The organism is Paracoccus sp. ME4, from assembly GCF_046736325.1.
Classification (GTDB): Bacteria; Pseudomonadota; Alphaproteobacteria; order Rhodobacterales; family Rhodobacteraceae; genus Paracoccus.
Map to the genome: position 1 here is coordinate 2,910,649 of NZ_CP151276.1, position 25,021 is coordinate 2,935,669.

Consider the following 25,021-nt stretch of genomic DNA (forward strand, 5'->3'; position numbering starts at 1 on the left):
GTCAGCGTTCCCCCGTCACGCGCTTGCGGATGGCGTTGTTGAAGACCACGGCCAGCAGCAGCATCGCCCCCAGGAAGACCTGGAACCAGTCCTGGTCGAACCCGGTATAGGTCAGACCGATGGTGACCATGCCGAAGATGATCGCCCCGAAGAACGCCCCGATGGCGGACCCGTAGCCCCCCGTCAGCAGGCAGCCCCCGATGACGGCGGCGATGATCGCCTCGAACTCCTTCATGAAGCCGCGCCGCGCGTCGGTCGATCCGGTGTCGATCACGGTGATGATCGCGACCAGCGCCGCCGCCAGCGCGGTCAGCACGAAGAGCGCGATCTTGACCCGCCTGACCGGCACCCCGGAATTGGAGGCCGCGTTCCTGTCGCCGCCCGTGGCGAAGATCCAGTTGCCGGCCGGCGTGCGCAGCAGCACGAAGGTCGCCGCCGCCGCGATGGCCAGGAACCACAGGATCTCGACCGGGATGCCGGGGACGGACGGCGCGCCATTGTTCAGCGTCGCGATGATGCCCTGATCGCCCAGCCAGCGGAACAGGCTTGGAAAGGCGTCGCCCGAGAAGATCGGCGTCAGCCAGTCGCCCTCCACCGCCTCGCGCACGCCGCGCAGCTGGGTCGAGCCGTTCGTGAAGACCTTCAGCCCCACCAGCGACGCGCCGCGCAGGATGAACAGGAAGGCCAGCGTCACGATGAAGCTGGGCAGCCCGGTGCGCAGCACGATGGCCCCGTTCACCGCGCCCATCGCCGCCGCGAAGGCCAGCGTCAGCGGGATCGCGAAGATCAGGGGCAGGCCCATGTTCACGACCAGCACGCCGAAGATCATGCCCGCGAAGGCCACCATCGAGCCGATGGACAGGTCGAACTCTCCGCCGATCATCAGCATGGCGGCGGCGATGCCGAGGATGCCCAGCTGCGCCGCGGGCGTCAGGAAGTTCATCACGCCGGCCAGCGTGAACATGGTCGGGCTGGCGGTGGCCAGAAAGAAGATCGTGATCAGGATCAGACCGCCGATGGCGCCCAGTTCGGGCCGCTTCATCAGGCGCGTGGTCATGGATTCGGTGGCGATGCGTTCGTCCTTGGACGGGATGTCGGTCATCTTGCGCTCCCCTGTGGGCGGAGGGGGGCGGGCGCGGCAGGGGCGCCCGCCCGCAGGTCTCAGCGGATGCCCTGGGCGGACAGCTCGATCACCTGGGCGGCCGCGTCCTGCATGACCAGGTTCGGACCCGAGGGCACGTCGCCGCCCGGCATCAGGCCATAGGTCGCGTTCAGCGCCAGGAAGGTCACCGGCAGATAGCCCTGCAGGAACTGCTGCTGGTCGATCGCGAAGGCCGCCTTGCCGTCGGCCACCGCCTGCAGGAAGCCCGCCGACAGATCGAAGCTGGCGATCATCACGTCGTCGCGGCCCAGCGCCTCGACGGCGGCCACGGCGGGCTCGCCCACCAGGCTGGCGCCCAGGCCCAGGACGGTGTCGACCTCGGGGTCGGATTCCAGCGCGGCGCGGATCTTGGACTGCACCTCGGTCGGGTCGTTGGCGGTGGGCACCACGGTCACCGTCTGCCCGAAGCCCTGCGCAAAGCCCTCGCAGCGCTGGTCCAGAGAGACGTTGCCGACCTCCTGGTTGACGCAGATGGCCTTGGTGCCGCCCATCTCGGCCAGACGCTCGCCCGCGGCGACGCCCGCGTCGAATTCGGACTGGCCCACATGCAGCAGCGCGCCCAGATCGGCCGCCACGTCCGAGCCGGAGTTCATCGAGATCACCGGAATGCCCGCATCGACCGCCCGCTGGATCGACGGCCCGAGCGCGTCGGCATCCGGGATCGACACGACCAGCCCGTCGGGCTGCTGGTTCACGGCGGCGTCGATCAGCTGGCTCATCGCCACCATGTCGAAGGTCTCGGGCGAACGGAAATCGACCGTCGCGCCGGTATGCTCGCCGGCCTTGGCGGCACCGTTCTTGACCACCGACCAGAAGGGGTCGTTGGCCTGGCCATGGGCCACCACGATGATGTTCTGCGCCATGGCGGGCGCGGCCAGCGCCATCAGCGCGGCGGTGGCAGCGGCGGTCGTGAACCTTGTCATGTCTCTCTCCCTTGTTGTTGGCGCAGCCGGCTCCCCCCGGCTGCGATGTCCCGCGCGTGCTCAGCCGCGCGGGATCGTCAGTGGCCCATGGCGCGGATGGCGCGGACGGACCGCGCCAGCATCGCCTCGAGCCTGTCGCGATAGCCCGGGCCCTTGTCCGTGTTGAACGGATCGGGGCCGGGGGCGGCGGGTTCCACGATCAGGGGACCCGCATAGCCGATGGCATCCAGCGCGGCGAACTGGGCCGCGAAATCGACATGCCCCTCCCCCACCGCGCCGCGGTTGCTGTCGGCCAGATGATAGAGGCCGATCCGGGCGCCCCCCGCGCGCAGGGCGGCGGCCGGATCGGATTCCTCGATGTTCATGTGATAGGCGTCGGGCAGCAGCGACAGGTTCGCCGCCCCCGCCCGCTCCAAGAGCGCCAGCCCCTCGGCGACGGTGCGGACCTGATGGCTCTCATAGCGGTTCAGGATCTCGAAGCAGACCGGGCGCGGCGCGGCCATGGCGGCGATCTTGGCGACGCTGTCGGCCAGGATGGCGTCCTCATCCGCCCCGCCCACGGGCCGGATGCGCCCGACCAGCCCGTGACAGCCGATGCGCGGGCCGTGACCCAGGGCGTCGGACCACGCGATCAGGTCGCGATAGTAATCCACGCCCCGCCGACGCACCCCGTCGTCGGGATGGCTGATGTCGGCATCCCCCGGCGTGATCGACCAAATGGCCAGCCCCGCATCGCGGAAGACCGCGCCCGCCGCGACCGGGTCCATGGACAGGTCGCCATGGATCTCGACCCCCTCTAGCCCGGCGCGGACGGCGCGGGCGGCGATGGCGGACAGATCCTCGCCGCCGAAGATCCAGGTGCAGCAGCCGATCTTGCGCATGGCCTCAGCCCAGCATGTCGGGGGTGATCGCGACGGTCGTGCCCTGGGCCAGCGACCGGGTCGCCGCCTCGGCGCAGGCCAGCGCCGCCACGCCCTCGCGCAGCGTCACGGGCATGGCCGTCCCCTCGGTCACGCCCTTCAGGAAGGCCGCCCATTCGATCTCATAGGCGCGCATGTAGCGTTCCAGGAAGAAATGCAGCGGCTTGGCGCTGACCGCGCCGGCGGTGGTGATCTTCTGGACGGTGTTCTCCAGCACGTTGGCAGCCGACAAAAGGCCCTGCGAGCCCAGCAGTTCCAGCCGCTGGTCGTATCCGTATCCGGCGCGGCGCGAGTTCTTGATGACCGCGATGCGCCCGTCCTCCCAGACCATCGTCACGGCGGCCGTGTCCACGTCGCCCGCATCCCCGATGGCCGGATCGACCAGCGACGAGCCATGCGCCGTCACCCGCGCGGGCGCCCCGCCGAAGATCCAGCAGGCCATGTCGAAATCATGGATCATCATGTCGCGGAACAGCCCGCCCGACACCTTGACATAATCGACCGGCGGTGGGGCCGGGTCGAAGGAGGTGATGGACAGCAGCTCCCCGTCGCCGATCTCTCCGGCGTCGAAGGCCGCCTTCAGCGCCGCGAAGTTCGGGTCGAACCGGCGGTTGAAGCCGATCATCACCGGCCGCCCCGTCGCCTCGGCCGCAGCCAGCGTGGCCAAGGCGCGGTCCAACGACAGATCGACCGGCTTCTCGCACAGAACCGCCTTGCCGGCTGCGGTGGCGCGGGTGATCAGGTCGGAATGCGTGTCGGTGGATGTGGCGATCAGCACGGCGTCGATGGCCGGATCGGCAATGATCGCCTCCACGCTGCGGGCCTCGGCCCCGATGCGCGCGGCCAGCGCCTGCGCGGCCTCGGCGTTCACGTCGGCCACGGCCACGACGGTGCAATGGCCCCCGGCCGTCATCGATTGCGCGTGGACCTGGCCGATCCGGCCAGCGCCCAGCAATGCCACGTTCAGCATCTGGTCGTTCCTCCCTCGAATCACCCTGCGGCGATCCCCCTCGGCTGACGATGCGTTAGCTTGCACGCGCGTGCAACAAATTTCTGCACGCGCGTGCAACGACCTTTCGGCGGCGGTCCGGTCAGGCTATCCTGACCCCATGGACGGCACGACGGACAGCAAGGGCGCGGTGACGGCGGATGACGTGGCGGCGGCGGCCGGCGTGTCGCGCTGGACGGTCGCGCGCGCCTTCAAGAAGGACGCCTCGATCAGCCGGGCCAGCCGCGACCGGGTGCTGGCGGCGGCGGATGCACTGGGCTATGCGCCGGATCTGGCGGCGGCGGGGCTGGCCTCGGACCGCTCGAACCTGGTCGCGATCATCACCAACGACTTCAACAACCCGCACAAGCTGGTCCTGCTGGAGCGGCTGACGCGCATCCTGTGGTCGCGGGGCTGGGGCACGCTGCTGGTGCACATGTCCGACAGCGACGACGCCTCGGCCGCGCTGCTGGCGGCCAGCCAGCGGCGGGTGGATGCGGCGGTGGTCATCGGCACGCGCTTCGACGACCGCATCCTGGGCACCGCCCTGGGCGCGCGACGCCTGAAGAAGCTGGTGATCTTCGCCCGCTACAGCCAGGACCCGAACACGCTGACCATCGCCTGCGACGACGTGATCGCCATGCGCGAGATCGCCGACCACCTGCTGGAGCGCGGCTATCGGCGCCCTGTCTTCCTGGCCGGGCCGGACACGCAATCGGCCAAGCTGCACCGCAAGACGACCTTCACCGCCTATTGGGAACAGCGCACCGGCCATCCCGTCCCCGCGATCCACGCCGAGGCCTATGACTTCGGCCCCGCCATCGACCGCGTGACCGACCTGCTGAGCGGCCCCGGCCCGCGCCCCGACGTGCTGGTCTGCGAGAACGACATCATCGCCATCGGCGCCATGGACGCGATCCGCCACGGGCTGGGCCTGCGGGTGCCGCAGGACGTGGCCGTGACCGGGTTCGACGACATCCCGCTGTCGGCCTCGCCCGCCTATCGGCTGACGACCTATCGCCAGCCGATCACCGCCATGACCGAACAGCTGCTGGAGGTGCTGGAGGGGCGGCGGACCACGGACGTGCATCTGCCCGGCCGCTTCATCGCCCGCGACAGCAGCTGAGCGCGACGGTTTGAACGCTGGCCCTTGCGCGCGCCAGCCGCTACATCTGGGGCATGCGCAAGATCACCCTTCCCGAACGCCCCGACCTGGCCGCCAAGGCCGCCGATGTCGGCTTCACCTTCGCCCATATGCATGGCGAGCCCTATTGGGACGAAACCAGCGCCTATCGCTTCACGCTGGCCCAGATCGAGGATGATCTGGAGGGCCCCGCGACCGAGCTGCACGCCATGACGCGGCAGGCCGTGGCGCGGATCGTCGCGGAGCCTGCGTTGATGACGCGGCTTGGCATCCCCGCCGCGCATCAGGGGCTGGTGCGCGACAGCTGGGCGCGCGGCGAGCCAGAGATCTATGGCCGGATGGACCTGGCCTATGACGGCACGGGCCCGGCCAAGCTGCTGGAATACAATGCCGACACGCCGACCTCGCTCTATGAATCCGCGTCGTTCCAGTGGCAGTGGCTGGAGGATCAGCTGGCCGCGGGGCACCTGCCCCAAGGCGCCGACCAGTTCAACGGCATCCACGAGGCGCTGGTCGAACGGTTCGGCGCCGTCTTCGGACCGAATACCGACATCCACTTCACCGCCGTGGCGGGCAACCCCGAGGATTATGCCACCGTCGAGGCGATGGCCTGGGCCGCGCGCGAGGCCGGGATGGGCGCGCATTACACCGATCTGGAGAAGCTGGCCGTCAGCAGGCAGGGCCAGTTCCTGGACGATCAGGACCGCGTCATCGGCACGCTGTTCAAGCTCTATCCCTGGGAGGACCTGCTGGCCGACGACTATGCCCGCCATATCGCGGGGTCGGGCTGCCTGTTCCTGGAACCCGCCTGGAAGGCCGTCGTGTCGAACAAGGGCCTGCTGCCCATCCTGTGGGAGATGTTCGAGGGCCATCCCAACCTGCTGCCCGCCTTCTTCGCCGATGACGTGGCCCCCGCCCTGGTCGAGGGCGGCCGGCCCGACCCCGCGGTCGCCGCGGCCTTCGGGCGCGTCGCGGACCGGTTCCGCGCCGCCCATGTGGTCAAGCCGATCTTCTCGCGCGAAGGCGCGGGCGTGGTGATCGTCGAGAACGGCGACGTGACCGAGGCGTCCGAGAACCGCGACTATGACGCCCATGCGCGGATCGTGCAGGCCTATCAGCCGCTGCCCGAGTTCGACGGCTTCCGCCCGGTGGTGGGCGCCTGGATCGTGGGCGATGCCTGCGCGGGCATCGGCATCCGCGAGGACCGCGCCCGCATCACCCAGGACCTGTCGCGCTTCAAGCCGCATTTCATCGCGGGCTGACCCGCAAGGAGGATTTCCATGAGGACCCGTTCCAGAACCGTCGCCCTGACCATCCTGGGGGCCGCCGCCTTCACCGTCGCGGGCTGCCGCGAGGAGCAGGTCGAGGCGCAGGCCTTTCCCGATCTGGCCTCCTGCCAGGCGGCGGCCACGAATGGCGGCCTGGTCACCGCCGACCAGTGTGCCCAAGCCTTTGCCGAGGCCGAGGCCCTGCATGTCGAATCCGCCCCCCGATACGACAGCCTGGCCGTCTGCGAGGAACAGCACGGCGCCGGCAATTGCGGGTCCGAGGATCAGCAGGTCAGCAACGGCGGCTCGGGCAGCATCTTCATGCCGCTTCTGGCGGGCTATCTGATCGGCAGCATGCTGGGTCGCGCGACCGGCGGCATGGCCGCGTCCCAGCCCATGTACCGCAACGCGCAGGGTGGCTTCACCAATGCCGCCCGGACCACCAATTTCGGCAGCAACGCGGGCCGCGCGACCATGTCGTCGCAGAACTTCACCCGTCCGGCGGCGACCGCGGGACAGGCGCCGATGACGCGGGCCACCGCGGCCTCGCGCGGGGGGTTCGGCGGCTCCAGCGCGGCGCGCAGCTTCGGCGGCTGAGGCGCGGGGCGGCAGGGAACCAAATCGTCGCGCGGGCATTGGGCCGTTACGTCCCACATTGCCGTCCGCGCGACAGGAGTTCCCATGAAAGCCCTCACCCCCCTTGCCGCGCTGCTGATCGGCGCCGGCATGTCCGCCGCTGCGCAGGACATCACCGTGTCCTCCAAGATCGACACCGAGGGCGGCCTTCTGGGCAACATGATCCTGCTGGCGCTGCAGGATGCGGGCCTGCCGGTGCAGGACCGCCTGCAGCTGGGCGGCACGCCGATCATGCGCGACGCGATCACCTCGGGGCAGATCGACATCTATCCGGAATACACCGCCAACGGCGCGTTCTTCTTCAACGAGGCCGACAACGAGGTCTGGAAGGACGCCGAGGCGGGCTACAAGCGCGTGGCCGAGCTGGACCTGGAGCAGAACGACATCGTCTGGCTGCAACCCTCGCCCGCGAACAACACCTGGGCCATCGCCCTGCGCCAGGACCTGGCCACCGAGAACGACCTGCAGACCATGACCCAGATGGGCGAATGGATCGCGGGGGGCGGCGACGTCAAGCTGGCCGCATCGACCGAATTCGTGACCTCGGCCGCGGCGCTTCCGGCGTTTCAGGAAACCTATGGCTTCACCATGAGCCCCGACCAGCTGGTTCAGCTGTCGGGCGGCGACACGGCCGCGACCATCGCGGCGGCGGCGCAGCAGACCTCGGGCGTGAACGCGGCGATGGTCTATGGCACCGATGGCGGCATCGCACCCGCCGGTTTGGTGGTGATGGAGGACGACAAGGGCGTGCAGCCCGTCTATCAGCCCGCTCCGATCATCCGTGCCGAGGTTCTTGAGGCGCATCCGGAGATCCCCGACATCCTGGCGCCGATCTTCGCGTCGCTGGACCTTGAAACTCTGCAGGAGTTGAACGGCCGCATCCAGATCGGCGGCGAACCCGCCGCCACCGTCGCGCGCGACCACCTGACCCAAGCGGGCTTTCTGGACTGATGCGCGCGCGGCTGGACCGGCCCGGCCTGCTGTTCGCGGTGATCGGTCTGGCCGGGCTGGCCCTGCCGCTGGTGCAGTTCAAGCCGAACCGCATCGTGCTGGGCGAGGGGCTGTCCCTGACCGCCGCCCTGCCCCAGGGACTGATCCTGACCGTGGCCTTGGCCGCGGTGCTGGTCGCGGGCTGCCTGCGCTGGCCGCCCGCGCTGCGCCTTGCCGCCGGTGCGGCGGCGTTTCTGGCGGTGCTGCTGGCATTGGGCGCGGCGGCGACGCATCTGACCCCGCCCGACAACACCTTGGCCCGCGTGGCGCCCTCGGTCGGGTTCTGGCTGATGGCACTGGCCTTTGCGCTGATGCTGGCCGATGCGCTGGCGCGGATGAACCCGGCGCTGTGGCTGCGCTGGCTGATCCTGGCCGGGGCAGTCGCCGCCATCGGCGCGATCCTGGGGTCGGGCGCGCTGGACGGGGTCTCCGTCATGCGCGAATACGCCGCCCGTCAGGACATCTTCCTGCGCGAGGCGCGGGCGCATCTGACGCTGGCCTTCGGATCGCTGGCGCTAGCGCTGCTGATCGGGCTTCCGCTTGGGGTCGCCCTCTATCAGGCGCGGCGGCTCCGGGGGCCGGTCCTGTCGGTGCTGAACATCCTGCAGACGATCCCGTCGCTGGCGCTGTTCGGCGTGATGATCCCGGTCTTCGGCTGGATCGCGGCCAATGTGCCCGGCGCGGCGCAGGCCGGGGTGGCGGGCATCGGCCTCTTCCCGGCGCTGGTCGCGCTGTTTCTCTATTCGCTGCTGCCGGTCGTGTCGAACACGCTGACCGGGCTGACCGGCGTGAACCCCGCCACGCGCGAGGCCGCGATCGGCTTGGGCCTGACGCAGCGGCAGCTGCTGGTGCAGGTGCTGATCCCGCTGGCGCTGCCGGTGCTGCTGGCGGCGGTGCGGATCGTGCTGGTCCAGAACATCGGGCTGGCGGTCATCGCGGGGCTGATCGGCGGCGGCGGCTTCGGCACCTTCGTCTTTCAGGGCCTGAACCAGACCGCGATGGATCTGGTCCTGCTGGGCGCCCTGCCCACCATCGCGCTGGCGCTGACCGCCGGCATTGCCCTTGATCTGCTGGTGCGTTCCAGCCGGAGGTCCGCATGATCGACATCCAGAACCTGACCCGCATCTATGACGGCCGCGCCGCGGTCGACGATGTCAGCCTGACGGTCGAACCCGGCCAGATCGCGGCCCTTGTCGGCACCTCGGGGTCGGGGAAGACGACGCTGTTGCGCATGATCAACCGCCTTGTCGAACCCTCGGCCGGTCGCGTGCTGATCGACGGGCAGGATACGCGCGAGGTCGCGCCCCACCTGCTGCGCCGCCGCATCGGCTATGCGATCCAGGGCCACGGACTGTTCCCGCACCGCACCGTGGGGCAGAACATCGCCACCGTCCCGCGCCTTCTGGGCTGGGACCAGGCCGCGATCCGCGACCGTGTGGACGAGTTGCTGACGCTGTTCCAGATGGCGCCCGACCAGTTCCGCGACCGCATGCCCCATGAGCTGTCCGGCGGCCAGCAGCAGCGCGTGGGCGTGGCCCGTGCGCTGGCGGCGAAGCCCGACCTGCTGCTGATGGACGAGCCCTTCGGCGCGCTGGACCCGGTGATCCGCGCCAAGGCGCAGGCCGACCTGCGCGACATCCAGCGCCGGCTTGGCACCACGCTGATCCTGGTGACGCATGACATGGAGGAGGCGGTAACCCTGGGCGACCGCATCGCCGTCATGGACAAGGGCCGCCTGGTCCAATACGCCCCCCCGTCCGAGATCCTGACCGCCCCCGCCACGCCCTTCGTGCGCGACCTGATCGGGCTGGATCAGCGGCCCTTCCACCTGCTGTCGCTGACCCCGGCCTCTGCCCTGGCGCGCGAGGGCCATGCCGACGGCCCTGCCCTGCCGCGCGAGGCCAGCCTGCGCGACGCGCTGGCCGAATGCCTGTGGAGCGGGCGCGACGCCCTGCCGGTCGAGGGCGGCGGCGTCATCACCCTGGCCGCCCTGCGCGCCCAGGCCGCCCCGCAGGCGCGGGCGGCGGAATGATCGGACGCGCCCTGCTGGCCCTGGCCGCGGTTCTGCTGCTGGCCTTCCTGATCGCGCCGGGCTGGTTCGCGCCGGTCTTTCAGCCCTTCACCCGCAACAACGCGCCTGCGATCTATACCCAGACCCCGCTCTGGTCGCTGACCCTGTCGCATCTGGCGCTGGTCGGGCTGGCGGTGGCGGCATCGACCGTGGTGGCGCTGGTGCTGGCGGTGCTGGTGACGCGGCCCGCGGGGCGCGAGTTCCTGCCCCTGGCGCGCACGATCACCAGCGTCGGGCAGACCTTTCCGCCCGTCGCCGTGCTGGCGCTGGCCGTGCCGATCATGGGGTTCGGCGCCGGTCCGACGCTGGTGGCGCTGTTCCTCTACGGCCTGCTGCCGGTCTTCGAGAACACCCTGGCCGGCCTGACCACCCAGCCCGCCACCGTGGCCGAAGCCGCGCGCGGCATGGGCCTGACCCCCCGCCAGCGGCTGTGGCAGGTGGACCTGCCTCTGGCGCTGCCGGTGATCCTGGGGGGGATGCGGCTGACGGCGGTGATCTCGCTTGGCACGGCCACGATCGGCTCGACCGTCGCGGCCCGCACCTTGGGCGAGGTGATCATCGCGGGGCTGCTGTCGTCGAACACGGCCTTCGTGCTGCAGGGCGGGCTGGTCGTGGGCATCATCGCCGTGCTGATCCACGAGGGGTTCCAGGCGCTGGAACGCCGCGCCCGCGCGCGGACCGGTCAGGCCTGACGCCGCAGCGCCGCGGCCAAGCCGTCCGTCACGGGCAGCGCCTCGTCAAAGCGGATGCCGCCCTCGATATGGCGCAGATGCGTGTCCAGAAGCGACAGGGCCCGCGCCTCATCCCGCGCGGCGATGGCCGCGACGATGCCCGCATGCTCATCCTCGGCGCAGAGCGTCGTGTGCCCCTGCGCATAAAGCCCGATGATCAGCGAGGACCGCATCGTCAGCTCGTCCAGATAGCGCGCCAGAACCGGATTGCGGCCGATCCGAGCCAGCAGGATGTGGAAGCCCCGCGACAGGCGGATCAGCGCGGGGCGGTTCTCATGGCCGCGCGCGGCGTCCTCCTCGGCCAGATGGGCGCGCAGATCGGCCAGATCGGCGGCATCGGCCAGGCGAACCGCGTTGCGGCAGATCGTCGTCTCGATCGCGCGGCGGGCCTGGAACACGTCGCGCGCGTCCTGCGGCGTGGGGGTTGCCACATAGGCGCCCCGGTTGGGCAGGTGATCGACCACCTGCCAGCCGGTCAGCATCGACAGCGCGCGCCGCACATGCGCCCGGTTGCAGGCGAAGATGTCCGACAGCGCCTGTTCGCCCAGCTTCGTCCCCGCCATCAGCCGCTGGTCGGCGATGGCGTCCAGGATGCTGTCCACGATCAGGGTCTCAGGCGGCTTGTCCATGTTTCCTGATTGCACCTTCCCCGGGCGGTCGCAACATCCTTCCGCCTTATAATATGGCAGGAAAATATGATTATGGATTGTTAACAATCGCTGGTAACAATGGTGCGACTCAGGAAGGAATCCCCGATGAAGCTGGTCGTGATCAACCCCAACTCCACCGCGTCAATGACCGACAAGATCGCCGCCGCCGCCCGCGCCGTGGCCGGTCCCGGCACCGAGGTCGAGGGCCGCACCGCGCACGGCGCCCCCGCCAGCATCGAAGGCCATTTCGACGAGGTGATGTGCGCCGCCCACCTGCTGCGCGAGGTGCAGGAGGCCGAGGCCCAGGGCGCCGACGCCATCGTGGTGGCCTGCTTCGACGACCCCGCCATCGGCGCCTGCCGCGAGGTCGCGACCGGCCCGGTGCTGGGCATCTGCGAGGCGGGCGTCAAGGCCGCCAGCATGATCGCCACCTCGTTCAGCATCGTCACCACCCTGCCCCGCTCGGTCCCCGTGATCGAGGAACTGGTGCGCCGTTACGGGCTGGATCACCAGTGCCGCCGTGTCCGGTCGGCCGAAATTCCGGTGCTGGCGCTGGAAGAGCCCGGTTCGGATGCACGCGGCCGGGTGCGTGCCGAAATTCTGCGCGCGATCGAGGAGGACGGCTGCGAGGCGGTGCTTCTGGGCTGCGCGGGCATGGCCGATCTGACCGAATGGCTGTCGGCGGAATGCGGCATCCCGGTCATCGATGGCGTCACCGCCGCCACGACATTCGCCGAGGCGCTGGTCCGCGCCGGGCTGAGGACCTCCAAGATCGGCGCCTATGCGCGACCGATCCAAAAATAAGAAAACCGCCATCCTCCGACAGGGAAAACCCCCATGACCACAACCACGATGACCGCGGGCGCGGTCCCCCAGGACGACAAGAAGATGGGCGAGGAAAGCCTCGCCCCGCAGCAGACCCGCATCATGGACCCCTGGTCCTACCTGTTCGCCTGGCTGGGCGGCTGCGTCAGCATCGGCACCTTCACCGTGGGCTCGGGCCTGGTCGGCACGCTGAACCTGCTTCAGACGGTGGTGGCCATCACCATCGGTTGCACGGTGATCGGCGTCGCGCTGATGATCAACGGGCGCGCGGGCCACAAATACGGCATCCCCTTCATGGTGCAGGCGCGCGCCGCCTTCGGCTTTTCGGGCACCCGCCTGCCGGCACTGGTGCGGTCCGTCCCGGCCATCGTCTGGTACGGCTTCCAGAGCTGGATCGGCGCGGGGGCGCTGAACCTGGTCTCCGAGACCATGTTCGGCTACTCGAACATCTGGGTGTTCTTCATCGGCTTTCAGTTTTTGCAGATCGGCCTGTCGGTGCTGGGCTTTCACGGCATCAAGTGGCTGGAGAACATCGGCGCGGTCTTCATCGTCGGCGCGCTGATCTACATGTTCTTCTCGGTCATCGACCAGTACGGCGCTCAGATCAGCGCCAACCTGATCGAAACCGAAGGCACCTGGGGCGCGCCCTTCTGGGGCGGGACCATGCTGTTCCTGGGCGTCTATTCGACGATGATGCTGAACGTGTCGGACTATTCGCGCGAATTGCAGCATCGCGTGGGGTCGGTGCGGCAGGTGGTGATCTATGCCAACTCGATCCTGCCCGCGACGCTGTTCATGGGTCTGATCGGGCTGATGGTCTCCTCGGCCACCGGAGAGGTCGACCCGATCAAGGTCTTTTCCAGCGCGGTGGACAACCCGATCCTGCTGGTGGTGACGCTGCTCTTCATCGCCTTCGCGCAGGTGACGACCAACATCCTGAACAACGTGGTGCCGCCCGCCTATGCGATGATGGATGTCTTCAAGCTGTCGTTCAAATCGGCCGCCGTCATCGTGGGTCTCCTGGCCTTCGCGACCTTCCCCTGGCTCTTGGTGCGCGATGAATCCGCGGCGGGGCTGGGCCTGTTCATCCGGACCTACAGCGCCTTCCTGGGTCCGATCTTCGCGATCCTTGTGGTCGATTACTACGTCATCCGCCGCCAGACCCTGAACCTGGACCACCATTACGATGCCGAAGGCCCCTATCGCGGCTGGAACCCCGCGGCGGTGATCGCGACCGTGGTGGGCGTGATCGTGGCGCTGATCTTTTCGGGCATCAGCTGGTATGCCAGCCTGATTCCGGCGGGGGTCACCTACTGGCTGCTGATGCGGCACCTGCCATCGGCGCAGCGCTTCCGCGCCTGACCAAGAAAAAGGCCCCCGGCGACGGGGGCCTTTCGCATCACGCGGGCACGACCGGCACCGCGTGCCAGATGTCGCGCATGTATCCCCGGATCGTCCGGTCGGACGAGAAGAACCCCGAGCGCGCGATGTTCAGGGCCGCCATCCGGTCCCAGCCCGCGTGATCGGCATAGGCCCGGTCCACCGCCCGTTGCGTCGCGAAGTAGCTGTCGAAATCGGACGCCACCAGGAACGGGTCGTCGTTCCAGGTCCGGTCCAGCAGCGTGTAATAGCTGTCGGCCCGGCCGAAGCGCCCTTCGGCGATCAGCTGCAGGGCGATCTTCATGTCCTCGCTGGCCTCGATGGCGCGGCGGGCATGGCCGGGGCGGGCCTTCTCGGCCGCGGCCTCCTCGGCGGTCAGGCCGAACAGGAAGAAGTTCTGGGCGCCCACATGCTCCCTGATCTCGACATTGGCGCCGTCCAGCGTGCCGATGGTCAGCGCGCCGTTCATGGTGAACTTCATGTTGCCGGTGCCCGACGCCTCCTTGCCCGCGGTGCTGATCTGTTCGGACAGATCGGCGGCGGGGATCAGGTCCTCGGCCATCGAGACGTTGTAGTTCGGCGGATAGGCGATCTGCAGGTACTTCGCCGTGACCGGGTCGTTGTTGATCTTGGCCGCCACGTCGTTGATCAGGTGGATCACCGACTTCGCCAGCCAGTATCCCGGCGCGGCCTTGCCGCCGAAGATCTTGACGCGGGGCGTCCAGTCGCCGTTCGGGTCGTCATGGATGCGATGCCACAGCGCGATCGCCTCCAGCACGTTCAGAAGCTGGCGCTTGTATTCGTGGATGCGCTTGACCTGCACGTCGAAGATCGCGTCCGGGTCGGCCTTGACGCCCAGCCCCGCCAGCAGCCCGTTCGACAAGATCACCTTGTTCGCGCGCTTGGCGCCCCGCAGATGCTCCAGGAAGCCCGCGTCGTCCGCATGCGCCTCCAGCCCCTTCAGCTGGTCCAGGTCCTTGGTCCAGCCGGTGCCGATGGTGTCGTCCAGAAGCCGCGTCAGGCCGGGGTTCGACATGCGCAGCCAGCGGCGCGGGGTCACGCCGTTCGTCTGGTTCACGATCCGGTCGGGATGCAGCCGGTGCAGATCGGCAAAGACCGTGTCCTTGACCAGATCGGTATGCAGCGCCGACACGCCGTTTACCCGGCCCGCCATGATGAAGGCCAGCTCGCCCATATGCACCTGATCGCCATGCACGATGCCGACATGGGCGGGGCGGTTCGTGGTCCTTCGGTGATCGTCGTCGATCATCTGGATGATCTGCATGTGCCGCGGCAGCACGCGGCCCATCAGCCAGGTCGACCACCGCTCCAGCGCCTCGGGCAGCAGGGTGTGGTTGGTATAGTTCAACGTCCGCCGCGCCAGATCCTGCGCGCGCTCGAAGGGCAGGCCGTGGACATCCATCAGCAGGCGGATCAGTTCGGGTCCCGCGATGGCGGGGTGGGTGTCGTTCAGCTGGATCGCGACCTTCTCGGGCAGGATCTCCAGGTCGCCATGTTCGGCCAAGAAGCGCGCCAGGATGTCCTGCAGCGCGGCCGAGGTCAGGAAATATTCCTGCTTCAGCCGCAGCTCCTTGCCCGAATCGGTGGTATCGTCGGGATAGAGGACGCGCGACAGGGTGCGGGCCAGCGCCTCGGGCTCGGCCGCCGCGGTATGGTCGCCCGCGTTGAAGCGCGACAGGTCCAGCAGCGTCGTCGGCAGCGCCCCCCACAGGCGCAGCGTGTTGGCCCAGTCCCCGCCCCATCCGATCACCGGCGTGTCATAGGCGCGTGCGATCACGCTCTCGCCCGGATGCCAGACGGCATGGCCGTCGACGGTCTCGACATGGCCCTTGAAGCCGATCTCGTAGCTGTAGTTGATGCGCACGAATTCCCACGGATGCGGCTGGTTCAGCCAATCCTCAGGGGTCTCGACCTGCTGGCCGCCTTCGAAACGCTGGCGGAACAGCCCGTGCTCATAGCGGATGCCATAGCCGAAGGCCGGGCAGGAGAGCGACGACAGCGATTCCATGAAACACGCCGCCAGACGCCCCAGGCCCCCATTGCCCAAAGCCGCGTCGGGTTCGTCATCTAGGATCACCTGTTCGTCCAGACCCAGCAGGGTCAGCGCCTCGCCCATCGCGGGCTCCAGGTTCAGGTTGATGATCGCGTCGCCCAGGATGCGGCCGATCAGGAACTCCATCGACAGGTAATAGACCCGCTTGGCGCCCTGGTCGCGGGCGGCGCGGATGGCGCCGACCCAGGGGCCGACCATCAGGTCGCGCACCGTGTAGCTGACGGCAAGGCGCCAATCGAAAACGGTTGCGAATTCCGGGCCGCGGCCCTGGGTATGGGTCAGATGATGCAGGATCTGGTCGCGCAGATCCTGTGCCGAGGGTGCTTGGGTCAAAATCGGCCTCATGGGCAGGGTAAATCAGGACATCCAGACGCGGCCATAGGGCGGCAAGGCCAGCATGTCGTCATGCAGCGCCACCGTCGCGTCGGACAGGATGTCGCGCATGTCGGTCACGCCTTGAAAGCGCATCCAATCGCCGCTGACCTGTTGCCAGCTTTCCGTGAAATTGAAAAGGCACAGAATGCCGCCTTGGGGCGCGCGGCGGGCGAATGCCAGGATGGCGGGGTTGCCGCTGTCCAGAATCTCGGTCGGATGCCCACCGTGCAGGCGGTCGCAGGACCGGCGCGCGGCCAGGATGGCGCGGGTGCCGTGCAGCACGCGCCCCTCGGGGCTGTCGGGATCGGCGGCGGCCCGGGCGGCGCGGTCCCAATCCATCGCGGGGCGGTTGATCCAGCGGCTGTCATGGGCGTGCTCGGGCACGTCCAGATAGCCGTGATCGTTCCCCATCGCCAGCTCGTCGCCCATGTAGATCAGGGGGATGCCGCCGAAGGACGCGATCAGCGCGTGGCCCATCAGGATGCGGTCCACGGCATGATCCACGGCCAGCGGATCGCCCGCGGCCAGCCCCGCCTCCATCCCCGCCAGCGCGGCAAAGCTGCCGGCGATGCGCTTGTCGCCGGTCTCGGGATTCTCCTGGAACAGCACGCCGCGGGCAAAGCTGCCCGGATAGCTGCCGTCATAGAAATCCGACAGGAAGGCGCGATGCGCCGCCCCCGACAGGCCCAGGGCGCCCGCATCCTCATCGGTGATCGCCCATCCGATGTCGTCGTGACAGCGGATGTACGTCGCATAGGTCGCGTTCGTCAGCACCGGCGGGAAATGCGTGCGCAGCACGTGGGTCATCAGCCGCGTGTCGCGTGTGGCCAGCGCCGACCAGTACTGGACCATCAGGCTGTTGTGATAGCACAGGTTCCCCTCGCGCCCGTCATGCTCTCCGCGCCCGAAATAGGTCAGCATCTCGGCCGGGCCGACGATGGCCTCCTCCAGATGGATCACCGCATTGGCCGCGATCCGGGTGCAGGCGCGCAGCGCGCGCAGGATCATGTGGACCTCGGGCTGGCTTTGGCAGGTGGTGCCCATGCGCTTCCACATGAAGGCCACCGCGTCCAGGCGCAGCACGTCCACGCCCTTGTTGGCCAGGTTCAGCATGATCCGCACGATCTCCAGGAAGACCCGCGGATTGGCCCAGTTCAGGTCCCATTGATGGGTGTTGAACGTGGTCCAGACCCATTTACCGAATTCGGGGTGATGGGTGAAGCTGCCCGGCGCGGTCTCCGGGAAGATCTCGATCAGGGTCTGTTCATAGGCGCGGGGCAGCGTGTCGTCGTCGAACATCAGGTACATGTCCTGATACTCGGGATCGCCCGCCGCCGCGCGCCGCGCCCAGTCATGCTCCTGCGCGGTGTGGTTCAGCACCAGATCGACACACAGCGACATGCCCCGCTCGCGCAGGCTGCCCGCCAGCCGCGTCAGGTCCGCCATGCGCCCGAAGGCCGGGTTGATCTGGCGATAGTCCATCACCGAATAGCCGCCGTCGCTGTCGCCCGGACGCGGCATCAGGCAGGGCATCAGGTGGACATAGCTGATGCCCAGATCGCGCAGGTAATCCAGCCGGTCATGCACCCCCGACAAAGTCCCGGCAAAACGGTTGATGTAGAAGACATAGCCCGCCATGCCGGACCGCTGGAACCAGTCGGGCTCCAGGTCGCGCATCAGGTCCAGCCGCTTCAGGTCGGCGGGACGCGCGGACCAGCCGTCGCGCAGCGCGGCCTCCAGCTCGGCGCAGAAGGCGGCGTAATCGGGGCGGTCGCCATAGAGACGCTCCAGCATCGGCCAGAGGTCGGGGGCGCTGCGCGCCAGGCGCATGTCGAAGATCGAAGGGGTCATGATACGCTCAAGGGGTCAGCACGAAGGCCGCGACGCTGTCGGCGGCGATGGGTTCAAGGTCATGGGCAGGCAGGTCGGTGTCGTCGTCGCGCGCGCTGTCCAGGCGGCGGCGCCAGCGGCCCTGAGGCGCGTCGGGAAGGCGGACCTGCGCCTCGGGGCCGTTGTTGAAGACCAGGAACACCGCCCCCGGTAGCGCCGCATAGGCGGGCGTGCCCGAGGCCATGCGCATCTCGGCCGCCAGCAGGCGGCGGTCGGGGTCGTTCCAGTCGTCGGGCGTCATCGGCGCGCCATCGGCCCGGCGCCAGAACAGGTCGGGCAGACCGTCCTGTTCGCGCGGCTGGCTGTGCAGGAACCGCTTCTGCCGCAGGATCGGATGCGCACGGCGGAACGCGATGACGCGGCGCACGAAATCCAGGAAGGCCGGGTCCGCGCCGTCCCAATCGACCCAGCCCGTCGGATTGTCCTGGGCATAGGCGTTGTTGTTGCCGCCCTGGCTGTTGCCCAGCTCGTCGCCCGCCAGCAGCATGGGCGTGCCTTGGGACAGCATCACCGTGGCGATCAGGTTGCGGCGGCGGCGGTCGCGGGCGGCGATGATCGCGGGGTCGTCGGTCGGGCCCTCGACGCCCATGTTGTCGGACAGGTTGTGGTTGTGGCCGTCGCGGTTCTCCTCGCCATTGGCCTCGTTGTGCTTGTCGTTGAAGCTGACCGTGTCCATCAGCGTGAAGCCGTCATGGGCGGCAACGAAATTCACCGAACTGGTGGCAGGGCGGCCGTCATGATCGAAGCGCGCGGCCGATCCCGCAACCCGCTTGGCCAGCTTGCCGATCAGGCCCGGATCGCCCCGCCAGAACCCGCGGATCTGGTCGCGATAGCGGTCGTTCCATTCCGCGAAGGGCGCGGGATAGGCGCCCAGCTGATAGCCCCCCGGCCCGATGTCCCACGGCTCCGCGATCAGCTTGACGCGGTTCAGCACCGGGTCCTGGCGGATGGCGCGGAACAGCGGCGCGTCGCGGTCGAAGACGCCGCGCGTGCGCCCCAGCACGGATGCCAGGTCAAAGCGGAACCCGTCCACATGCATCACCTGCACCCAGTGGCGCAGCGAATCCATGACCAGCCGCAGCGTGAAGGGGCTGTCCAGGTTCAGCACATTGCCCGTGCCGGCATCGTTGACATAGAACCGCCGATCCTCGGCCAGCCGGTAATAGGACGCGTTGTCCAGGCCGCGGAAGGACAGGGTCGGGCCCAGCTCGTTGCCTTCGGCGGTGTGGTTGTAGACCACGTCCAGGATCACCTCGATCCCGGCCTTGTGAAAGCGCGCGACCATCTGCTGGAACTCGGCGATGTCGCCGGTCTGCATGTAGCGCGGCTCGGGCGCGAAAAAGCCGTAGGACATGTAGCCCCAGTAGTTCCGCAACCCCTTGTCGGTCAGGAAGCGGTCATCGGCAAAGGCATGGACGGGCAGCAGCTCGACCGCGGTGATGCCGAGGCGCGTCAGATGCTCCAGCACCGGGTCCGAGGCCATGGCCAGATAGGTGCCGGGATGGGCGATGTCGGCCCGTCCCGCCGTCATGCCCTTCACATGCGCCTCGTAGATCACCGTGTCGGACAGCGGTCGGTGCAGCGCGCGGTCGTCGCCCCAGGCGAAGCTGGGGTCCACAACCACCGATTTCGGCATGTGCTGCGCGCTGTCGCGGCGGTCGAAGGACAGGTCCGCCTCGGGGTGCCCGGCCTTGTAGCCCATCAGCGCGTCATGCGCGGCGGGACGCCCGGTCAGCCGCTTGGCATAGGGGTCGATCAGCAACTTGTGCGCGTTGAAGCGGTGCCCCTCATGCGGGCGATAGGGGCCGTGCATGCGGAACCCGTATTTCTGCCCGGGCCGCAGCCCCTCGACATAGCCGTGCCAAACATGGCCGTCGCGTTCGGGCAGGTCGATCCGCGTCTCTCGGTTGCGCTCGTCGAACAGGCACAGCACCGCGCGCTCGGCATGCTGCGAGAACACGGCGAAGTTCACCCCCGCCCCATCGAAGGTCGCCCCCAAGGGTGCGGGCTGACCGGCGGTCATCGTGACATGCTGGGTCATCGCCCTTGGATCAGCCTTCCGTAAAGCGCGGCATAAGCGTCGGCCGATTGCGACCAGCCGACGGGATGGGCCATGGCATTGACCTGCATCCGCGTCCAGAGCCGCGGTTCCGCGAACAGCGCCGCCAGCCGGATCAGCGCGCCGCGCAGCGCGGTGGCGGTGACCGGCGCGAACTGGATGCCCGTCGCCACGCCCCGTGCCATGGCGGCGGGCGAGGCGTTGATGACCGTATCGGCCAGCCCCCCGGTCAGCGCGACCACGGGGATGGTGCCATAGCGCAGCCCGTACATCTGCGTCAGGCCGCAGGGCTCGAAGCGCGACGGCACCAGGATCGCGTCGCCCCCGGCGATCAGCCGATGCGACAGCCCCTCGTCATAGCCGATGCGCACGGCCACGTTCGGGTCCTGCGCCGTGTGGCGGAAGGCCTGCTCCAGGCCAGGATCGCCCGATCCCAGAACCGCCAGCTGGCCGCCCGCCTCCAGCAGCGTCGGCAGAACCTCCAGCACCAGGTCCAGCCCCTTCTGATGCGTCATCCGCGACACGATCACGCAAAGCGGCCCCGCGGCCTCGGGCAGGCCCAGCTCGGCGCGCAGGGCGGCGCGGGCGGCGGCCTTGCCCGCCGGGTCGCGGAAACGGGTGATCTCGGGGTCGGTGGCGGGGTCCCAGACCGCATCGTCGATGCCGTTCAGGATGCCGGTCAGGTCCCCCTGACGGTGGCGCATCACCCCGTCCAAGCCCATGCCGAAATCGGGGGTCATCAGCTCCTCGGCATAGCGGGGCGAGACGGTGGTCAGCGCATCCGCCCCCATCAGCCCGGCCTTCAGCGCCGAGATCGCGCCCCAGAACTCGTATCCGTCGCTGTGAAACCGCGCCGGGTCCAGGCGCAGCGCGTGCATCCGTCCCGAATCGGTCGCGCCGGTGAAGGCGATGTTGTGGATGGTCAGCACGCTGCGCGGCGCCGCGCCCCCCATGCGCGGCAGGTATTCGGTCATGAACCCCGCCTGCCAGTCATGCCCGTGCAGCACCTGCGGCTGCCATCCGCCCGCGCCATGCGCGCCCAGATGCGCCCCCGCCCAGGACAGGGCGGCAAACCGTTCCGGGTTGTCCGGCCAGTCGCGCCCGTCCGGCCCCAGATAGGGGTTGCCCGGCCGCGCGTAGAGATGCGGCGCGTCCAGCACCAGAACGTCCAGCCCCGCCGCCCGTCCGGCCAGCACCACGGCCGGGCCGCCGAAGAGGTCCTCGAACCGATGCACCGCCTCGGGCGCGGCCAGTGCCGCCATCACCGCCGGATAGCCCGGCACCAGGCTGCGCATCTGCACCCCCGCCCCCTCCAGCGCGCCGGGCAGCGCGCCGGTCACGTCGGCCAGGCCCCCGGTCTTGACCAGGGGGGCGATCTCGGAGGCGACGGACAGGACCCGGATCACAGCGCGGCCGCCCGCCGGTCCAGCATGTCCTGGGTGATCAGCGTGACGCCGCCCTCGCTGACGCGGAACCAGCGCGCGTCGTCGGCCGGGTCCTCTCCGACGACCAGCCCCTCGGGGATGACCACGCCGCGGTCGATGACCACGTTCTTCAGCCGCGCGTGACGGTGCACGGTGACATAGGGCAGCACCACCGCATGATCCAGAATCGCATAGCTGTTGGTATGCACCTCTGTGAACAGCAGCGAGTTGCGCACCTCGGTCCCCGAGATGATGCAGCCCCCCGACACCATCGACGACACGGCCAGACCCCGGCGGTCGGCCTCGTCATGGATGAACTTGGCCGGGGGCACGCTTTCGGAATAGGTCCAGATCGGCCAGTCGCGGTCCCACAGGTTCAGGTCCGGGGTGAAATCGGTCAGCGCGATGTTGGCCTGCCAGAAGGCGTCGACCGTGCCCACGTCCTTCCAATAGGCCGGCGCGCCCGCGTCGCGCACGCAGCTGGTGTCGAACCGATGCGCCATCGCCTTGCCGTTCCTCACGATGTCGGGGATCAGGTCGGTGCCGAAATCATGGCTGGAATTCGGGTCCTCGGCATCGCGCAGCAGCAGATCGCGCAGGAAGGCCCAGTTGAAGACATAGATCCCCATCGACGCCAGCGCCATGTCCGGCTGTCCCGGCATGCCGGGCGGATCGGCGGGCTTCTCCAGGAAGGACACGATGCGGCCCGTGGCGTCCACGTCCATCACGCCGAAGGCCGTGGCCTCCATCCGCGGCACGGTCAGACAGCCCACGGTGACGTCCGCGCCGCTCTCGACATGCTCGCGCAGCATGATCTCGTAGTCCATCTTGTAGATGTGGTCGCCCGCCAGGATGATGATGTAGTCGACGTCGTAATCGTCCACGATGTCGATGTTCTGCGTCACCGCATCGGCCGTGCCGCGATACCAGTGGTCCTCGGACGTGCGCTGGCTGGCCGGCAGGATGTCCAGGAATTCGTTGCGTTCCGCCCGAAAGAAGTTCCAGCCCCGCTGGCAATGCCGGATCAGACTGTGCGCCTTGTACTGCGTGGCGATGGCGATCTTGCGGATGCCGGAATTCATCGCGTTCGACAGGGCGAAGTCGATGATCCGCGTCTTGCCGCCGAAATAGACGGCGGGCTTGACGCGGCGGTCGGTCAGCTCCTTCAGGCGGCTGCCGCGGCCCCCCGCCAGCACGAAGGCCATCGCGCGGCGCGTCAGCCGTTGCGTTTCGACCATGGTTCTCTCCTCCCTCATGAAATCAGCACTCGGCCACGAAGATCACGACCGACAGCGGCGGCAGCGTGACCGCCATGGACGCGGGCTGGCCGTCCTGCGGCTGCCCGTCGGCATCCACCCCGCCCAGATTGCCCATACCGCTGCCGCCATAGAGCGCGGCATCGGTGTTCAGCGCCTCGCGCCAGCGCCCCGCCTGCGGTACGCCGATGCGAAAGCCGGGGCGCGGCACGGGGGTGAAGTTGCAGACCACCACCACCGGCGCATCGCCCGCATCCCCGCGCCGCACCCAGGCATAGGTCGATTGCGCGAGATCGGTCGCGATCCACTGGAACCCCTCGGGCTCGGCATCCTTGACGTGCAGGGCGGGGGTGTCCCGGTAAAGCCCGTTCAGGTCGCGCACCAGTGCCTGCACGCCCTGATGCATCGGCTGACCGGCGGCGTGCCAGTTCAGCTCTCCGTTGTGGTTCCACTCCTCGGGCTGGCCGAACTCGCAGCCCATGAACAGCAGCTTTTTCCCCGGATGCCCCCACATGAAGCCGTAATAGGCGCGCAGGTTGGCGAACTGCTGCCATTCGTCGCCGGGCATCTTGTGCAGCAGGCTGCCCTTGCCGTGAACGACTTCGTCATGGCTGATCGGCAGGATGAAGTTCTCGCTGAAGGCGTACATCAGCCCGAAGCTCATCAGGTCGTGATGATAGCGGCGGTGGACCGGATCGCGGCTCATGTAGCGCAGCGTGTCGTTCATCCAGCCCATGTTCCACTTGAAGCCGAAACCCAGGCCCCCCGCATCGACCGGGGCCGAGACCTTGGGGAAGGACGTGCTCTCCTCGGCCACGGTCATGATTCCGGGCTGCTCGCCATAGGCGGCGATATTCATGTTCTGGAGGAAGGCGATCGCCTCGTAATTCTCGCGCCCGCCATCCTTGTTGGGCACCCATTCGCCCGCCTTGCGCGAATAGTCGCGGTACAGCATCGAGGCCACCGCATCCACGCGCAGCCCGTCGATGTGGTATTCGTCCAGCCAATAGACCGCATTGGCCGTCAGGAAGTTCTGCACCTCGGTCCGGCCATAGTTGTAGATCAGGGTGTTCCAGTCCTGATGGAACCCCTCGCGCGGATCGGCATGCTCATAAAGCTCGGTCCCGTCGAAGCGGGCCAGACCATGCGCATCGGTCGGGAAATGCCCCGGCACCCAGTCCAGCAGCACCCCCAGACCCGCCCGATGCGCCGCATCGACCAGGTCGCGGAACTCGTGCGGAGGACCGAAGCGGATCGTCGGCGCATAGAGGCCCACCGGCTGATAGCCCCAGGACCCGTCGAAGGGAAACTCGCTGACCGGCATCAGCTCCAGATGGGTGAAGCCCATATCCTTGGCATAGGCCACCAGATCCCGCGCCATCTCCTGATAGGAGAGCGGCCGCCCGCCATCGTCATACCGGCGCCGCCAGCTGCTGGGATGGACCTCGTAGATGCTGATCGGCGCGCGCCGGTCCTGCGCCGCGGCGCGTCCCGCCATCCACTCCGCGTCCTTCCAGCCATAGCCCGCGATGTCGCGCACCACGCTGGCCTTTTCCGGCGGGTGCTGGCTGCCGAAGCCCACCGGATCGGCCTTCTGCATCACGCCGCCCTGCGCATCCAGGATCTCGTATTTATACAGCGTCCCCTCGGCCAGGTCGGGCAGGAAGATCTCCCAGAAGCCCTGCCCCACACGGCGCATCGGGTGCCGCCGCCCGTCCCAGGCATTGAACGGCCCCACGACCGAGACGCGCTGCGCATTGGGCGCCCAGACCGCGAAATGCGTCCCCGCGACCCCCTCATGGGTCATCACATGCGCGCCCAGCACCCGCCACAGCCGCCGATGCGTTCCCTCGGCCAGCAGATGCAGGTCGATCTCTCCCAGCACCGGGCCGAACCGATAGGGATCGTCAAAGGTCCATTCGACCCCGCCCCCGCTGCGCGCCTTCAGGCGATAGGGCCCCGCCGGGATCGGCCCCGCGAACAGATCGCCCGCCACGCGCGGCAGCGGCACCGTGCCCGCCGGCCCTACCGCCGACAGCGAGGCCAGATCGGGGTGGAACACCGTCAGCCACTGGCCGTCGCCATGCGGGCGCGGGCCCAGAATCGAAAACGGTTGCGAACAGCGGCCCTGCGCCAGGGCGGTCTGATCGTCCGGGCTAAGCTGCGGAGGATTCGTGATATTGTCCATAAGCCCCACCATAGCCCCGCCCGTGAATCAGGCAATCGACTGGTTAACGCTAACACCTCCTTTTTGA

Annotated in this window: 20 protein-coding genes; 9 read left to right on the forward strand and 11 right to left on the reverse strand. The window is 68.6% G+C overall.

Annotation, left to right across the window (positions count from 1 at the left end):
- Window position 1 precedes the first annotated feature (1 nt).
- From AACG61_RS14860 to iolG, 4 genes are all read right to left on the reverse strand, one after another.
- Entirely contained in the window at window positions 2-1,102 is a 1,101-nt protein-coding gene (locus AACG61_RS14860) for an ABC transporter permease (protein WP_411837874.1), read from the reverse strand.
- 59 nt (window positions 1,103-1,161) lie between these two features.
- Window positions 1,162-2,085: a sugar ABC transporter substrate-binding protein gene (locus tag AACG61_RS14865; protein WP_411837875.1), complete on the reverse strand. Its 924-nt coding sequence runs from the start codon at window positions 2,083-2,085 to the stop codon at window positions 1,162-1,164.
- Between the two features lie 77 nt (window positions 2,086-2,162).
- Window positions 2,163-2,966: a sugar phosphate isomerase/epimerase family protein gene (locus AACG61_RS14870; protein ID WP_411837876.1), complete on the reverse strand. Its 804-nt coding sequence runs from the start codon at window positions 2,964-2,966 to the stop codon at window positions 2,163-2,165.
- A 4-nt stretch (window positions 2,967-2,970) separates the two neighbouring features.
- Window positions 2,971-3,975 carry an inositol 2-dehydrogenase gene (gene iolG / locus AACG61_RS14875; RefSeq protein WP_411837877.1) on the reverse strand — a complete coding sequence of 335 codons (1,005 nt, stop codon included), beginning with the start codon at window positions 3,973-3,975 and terminating at the stop codon, window positions 2,971-2,973.
- A gap of 139 nt (window positions 3,976-4,114) precedes the next feature.
- Between iolG and AACG61_RS14880 the strand changes: the two genes are divergently transcribed.
- The 7 genes from AACG61_RS14880 (at window position 4,115) to AACG61_RS14910 (ending at window position 10,794) form a co-directional block, all read left to right on the forward strand.
- The gene (locus tag AACG61_RS14880) at window positions 4,115-5,119 is read left to right on the forward strand and encodes a LacI family DNA-binding transcriptional regulator (protein WP_411837878.1); all 1,005 of its coding nucleotides are present in this window, start codon (window positions 4,115-4,117) and stop codon (window positions 5,117-5,119) included.
- A gap of 53 nt (window positions 5,120-5,172) precedes the next feature.
- Window positions 5,173-6,399 carry a glutathionylspermidine synthase family protein gene (locus tag AACG61_RS14885; protein ID WP_411837879.1) on the forward strand — a complete coding sequence of 409 codons (1,227 nt, stop codon included), beginning with the start codon at window positions 5,173-5,175 and terminating at the stop codon, window positions 6,397-6,399.
- Between the two features lie 18 nt (window positions 6,400-6,417).
- Window positions 6,418-7,002 carry a DUF1190 domain-containing protein gene (locus AACG61_RS14890; protein WP_411837880.1) on the forward strand — a complete coding sequence of 195 codons (585 nt, stop codon included), beginning with the start codon at window positions 6,418-6,420 and terminating at the stop codon, window positions 7,000-7,002.
- An 84-nt stretch (window positions 7,003-7,086) separates the two neighbouring features.
- A complete protein-coding gene (locus AACG61_RS14895; protein WP_411837881.1) occupies window positions 7,087-7,992 on the forward strand; it encodes an ABC transporter substrate-binding protein in 906 nt (301 codons plus the stop codon).
- The gene (locus tag AACG61_RS14900; RefSeq protein WP_411837882.1) at window positions 7,992-9,131 is read left to right on the forward strand and encodes an ABC transporter permease; all 1,140 of its coding nucleotides are present in this window, start codon (window positions 7,992-7,994) and stop codon (window positions 9,129-9,131) included. Before AACG61_RS14895 ends, AACG61_RS14900 begins: the two co-directional genes overlap by 1 nt.
- Window positions 9,128-10,063 carry an ABC transporter ATP-binding protein gene (locus AACG61_RS14905; RefSeq protein ID WP_411837883.1) on the forward strand — a complete coding sequence of 312 codons (936 nt, stop codon included), beginning with the start codon at window positions 9,128-9,130 and terminating at the stop codon, window positions 10,061-10,063. The genes AACG61_RS14900 and AACG61_RS14905 overlap by 4 nt, the downstream gene beginning before the upstream one ends.
- Window positions 10,060-10,794: an ABC transporter permease gene (locus AACG61_RS14910; protein ID WP_411837884.1), complete on the forward strand. Its 735-nt coding sequence runs from the start codon at window positions 10,060-10,062 to the stop codon at window positions 10,792-10,794. The genes AACG61_RS14905 and AACG61_RS14910 overlap by 4 nt, the downstream gene beginning before the upstream one ends.
- Here the strand turns inward: AACG61_RS14910 and AACG61_RS14915 are convergent.
- Window positions 10,785-11,462 (reverse strand): GntR family transcriptional regulator, encoded by a 678-nt coding sequence (locus tag AACG61_RS14915; RefSeq protein WP_411837885.1) that lies wholly within the window; start codon window positions 11,460-11,462, stop codon window positions 10,785-10,787. The two genes, AACG61_RS14910 and AACG61_RS14915, sit on opposite strands and share 10 nt — an antisense overlap.
- 126 nt (window positions 11,463-11,588) lie before the next feature.
- Here AACG61_RS14915 and AACG61_RS14920 point away from each other — a divergent pair, with 126 nt between their 5' ends.
- The gene (locus tag AACG61_RS14920; protein ID WP_411837886.1) at window positions 11,589-12,287 is read left to right on the forward strand and encodes an aspartate/glutamate racemase family protein; all 699 of its coding nucleotides are present in this window, start codon (window positions 11,589-11,591) and stop codon (window positions 12,285-12,287) included.
- 33 nt (window positions 12,288-12,320) lie between these two features.
- Window positions 12,321-13,670, forward strand: a complete 1,350-nt coding sequence (locus AACG61_RS14925; protein WP_411837887.1) for an NCS1 family transporter — start codon at window positions 12,321-12,323, stop codon at window positions 13,668-13,670.
- Window positions 13,671-13,707: 37 nt separating this feature from the next.
- Here AACG61_RS14925 and AACG61_RS14930 read toward each other — a convergent pair whose 3' ends face one another.
- The 6 genes from AACG61_RS14930 to glgB are packed head-to-tail and all read right to left on the reverse strand — an operon-like array spanning window position 13,708 to window position 24,954.
- On the reverse strand, window positions 13,708-16,107 hold the full coding sequence (locus tag AACG61_RS14930) for a glycogen/starch/alpha-glucan phosphorylase (RefSeq protein ID WP_411837888.1): 2,400 nt from the start codon (window positions 16,105-16,107) through the stop codon (window positions 13,708-13,710).
- 12 nt (window positions 16,108-16,119) lie between these two features.
- Window positions 16,120-17,988 (reverse strand): alpha-amylase family glycosyl hydrolase, encoded by a 1,869-nt coding sequence (locus tag AACG61_RS14935; RefSeq protein ID WP_411837889.1) that lies wholly within the window; start codon window positions 17,986-17,988, stop codon window positions 16,120-16,122.
- A 7-nt stretch (window positions 17,989-17,995) separates the two neighbouring features.
- Window positions 17,996-20,068 (reverse strand): glycogen debranching protein GlgX, encoded by a 2,073-nt coding sequence (gene glgX / locus AACG61_RS14940; RefSeq protein ID WP_411837890.1) that lies wholly within the window; start codon window positions 20,066-20,068, stop codon window positions 17,996-17,998.
- The gene (gene glgA / locus AACG61_RS14945; protein WP_411837891.1) at window positions 20,065-21,492 is read right to left on the reverse strand and encodes a glycogen synthase GlgA; all 1,428 of its coding nucleotides are present in this window, start codon (window positions 21,490-21,492) and stop codon (window positions 20,065-20,067) included. The genes glgX and glgA overlap by 4 nt, the downstream gene beginning before the upstream one ends.
- Window positions 21,489-22,748 (reverse strand): glucose-1-phosphate adenylyltransferase, encoded by a 1,260-nt coding sequence (gene glgC, locus AACG61_RS14950; protein ID WP_411837892.1) that lies wholly within the window; start codon window positions 22,746-22,748, stop codon window positions 21,489-21,491. The genes glgA and glgC overlap by 4 nt, the downstream gene beginning before the upstream one ends.
- A gap of 22 nt (window positions 22,749-22,770) precedes the next feature.
- Entirely contained in the window at window positions 22,771-24,954 is a 2,184-nt protein-coding gene (gene glgB, locus AACG61_RS14955) for a 1,4-alpha-glucan branching protein GlgB (protein WP_411837893.1), read from the reverse strand.
- Window positions 24,955-25,021 lie beyond the last annotated feature (67 nt).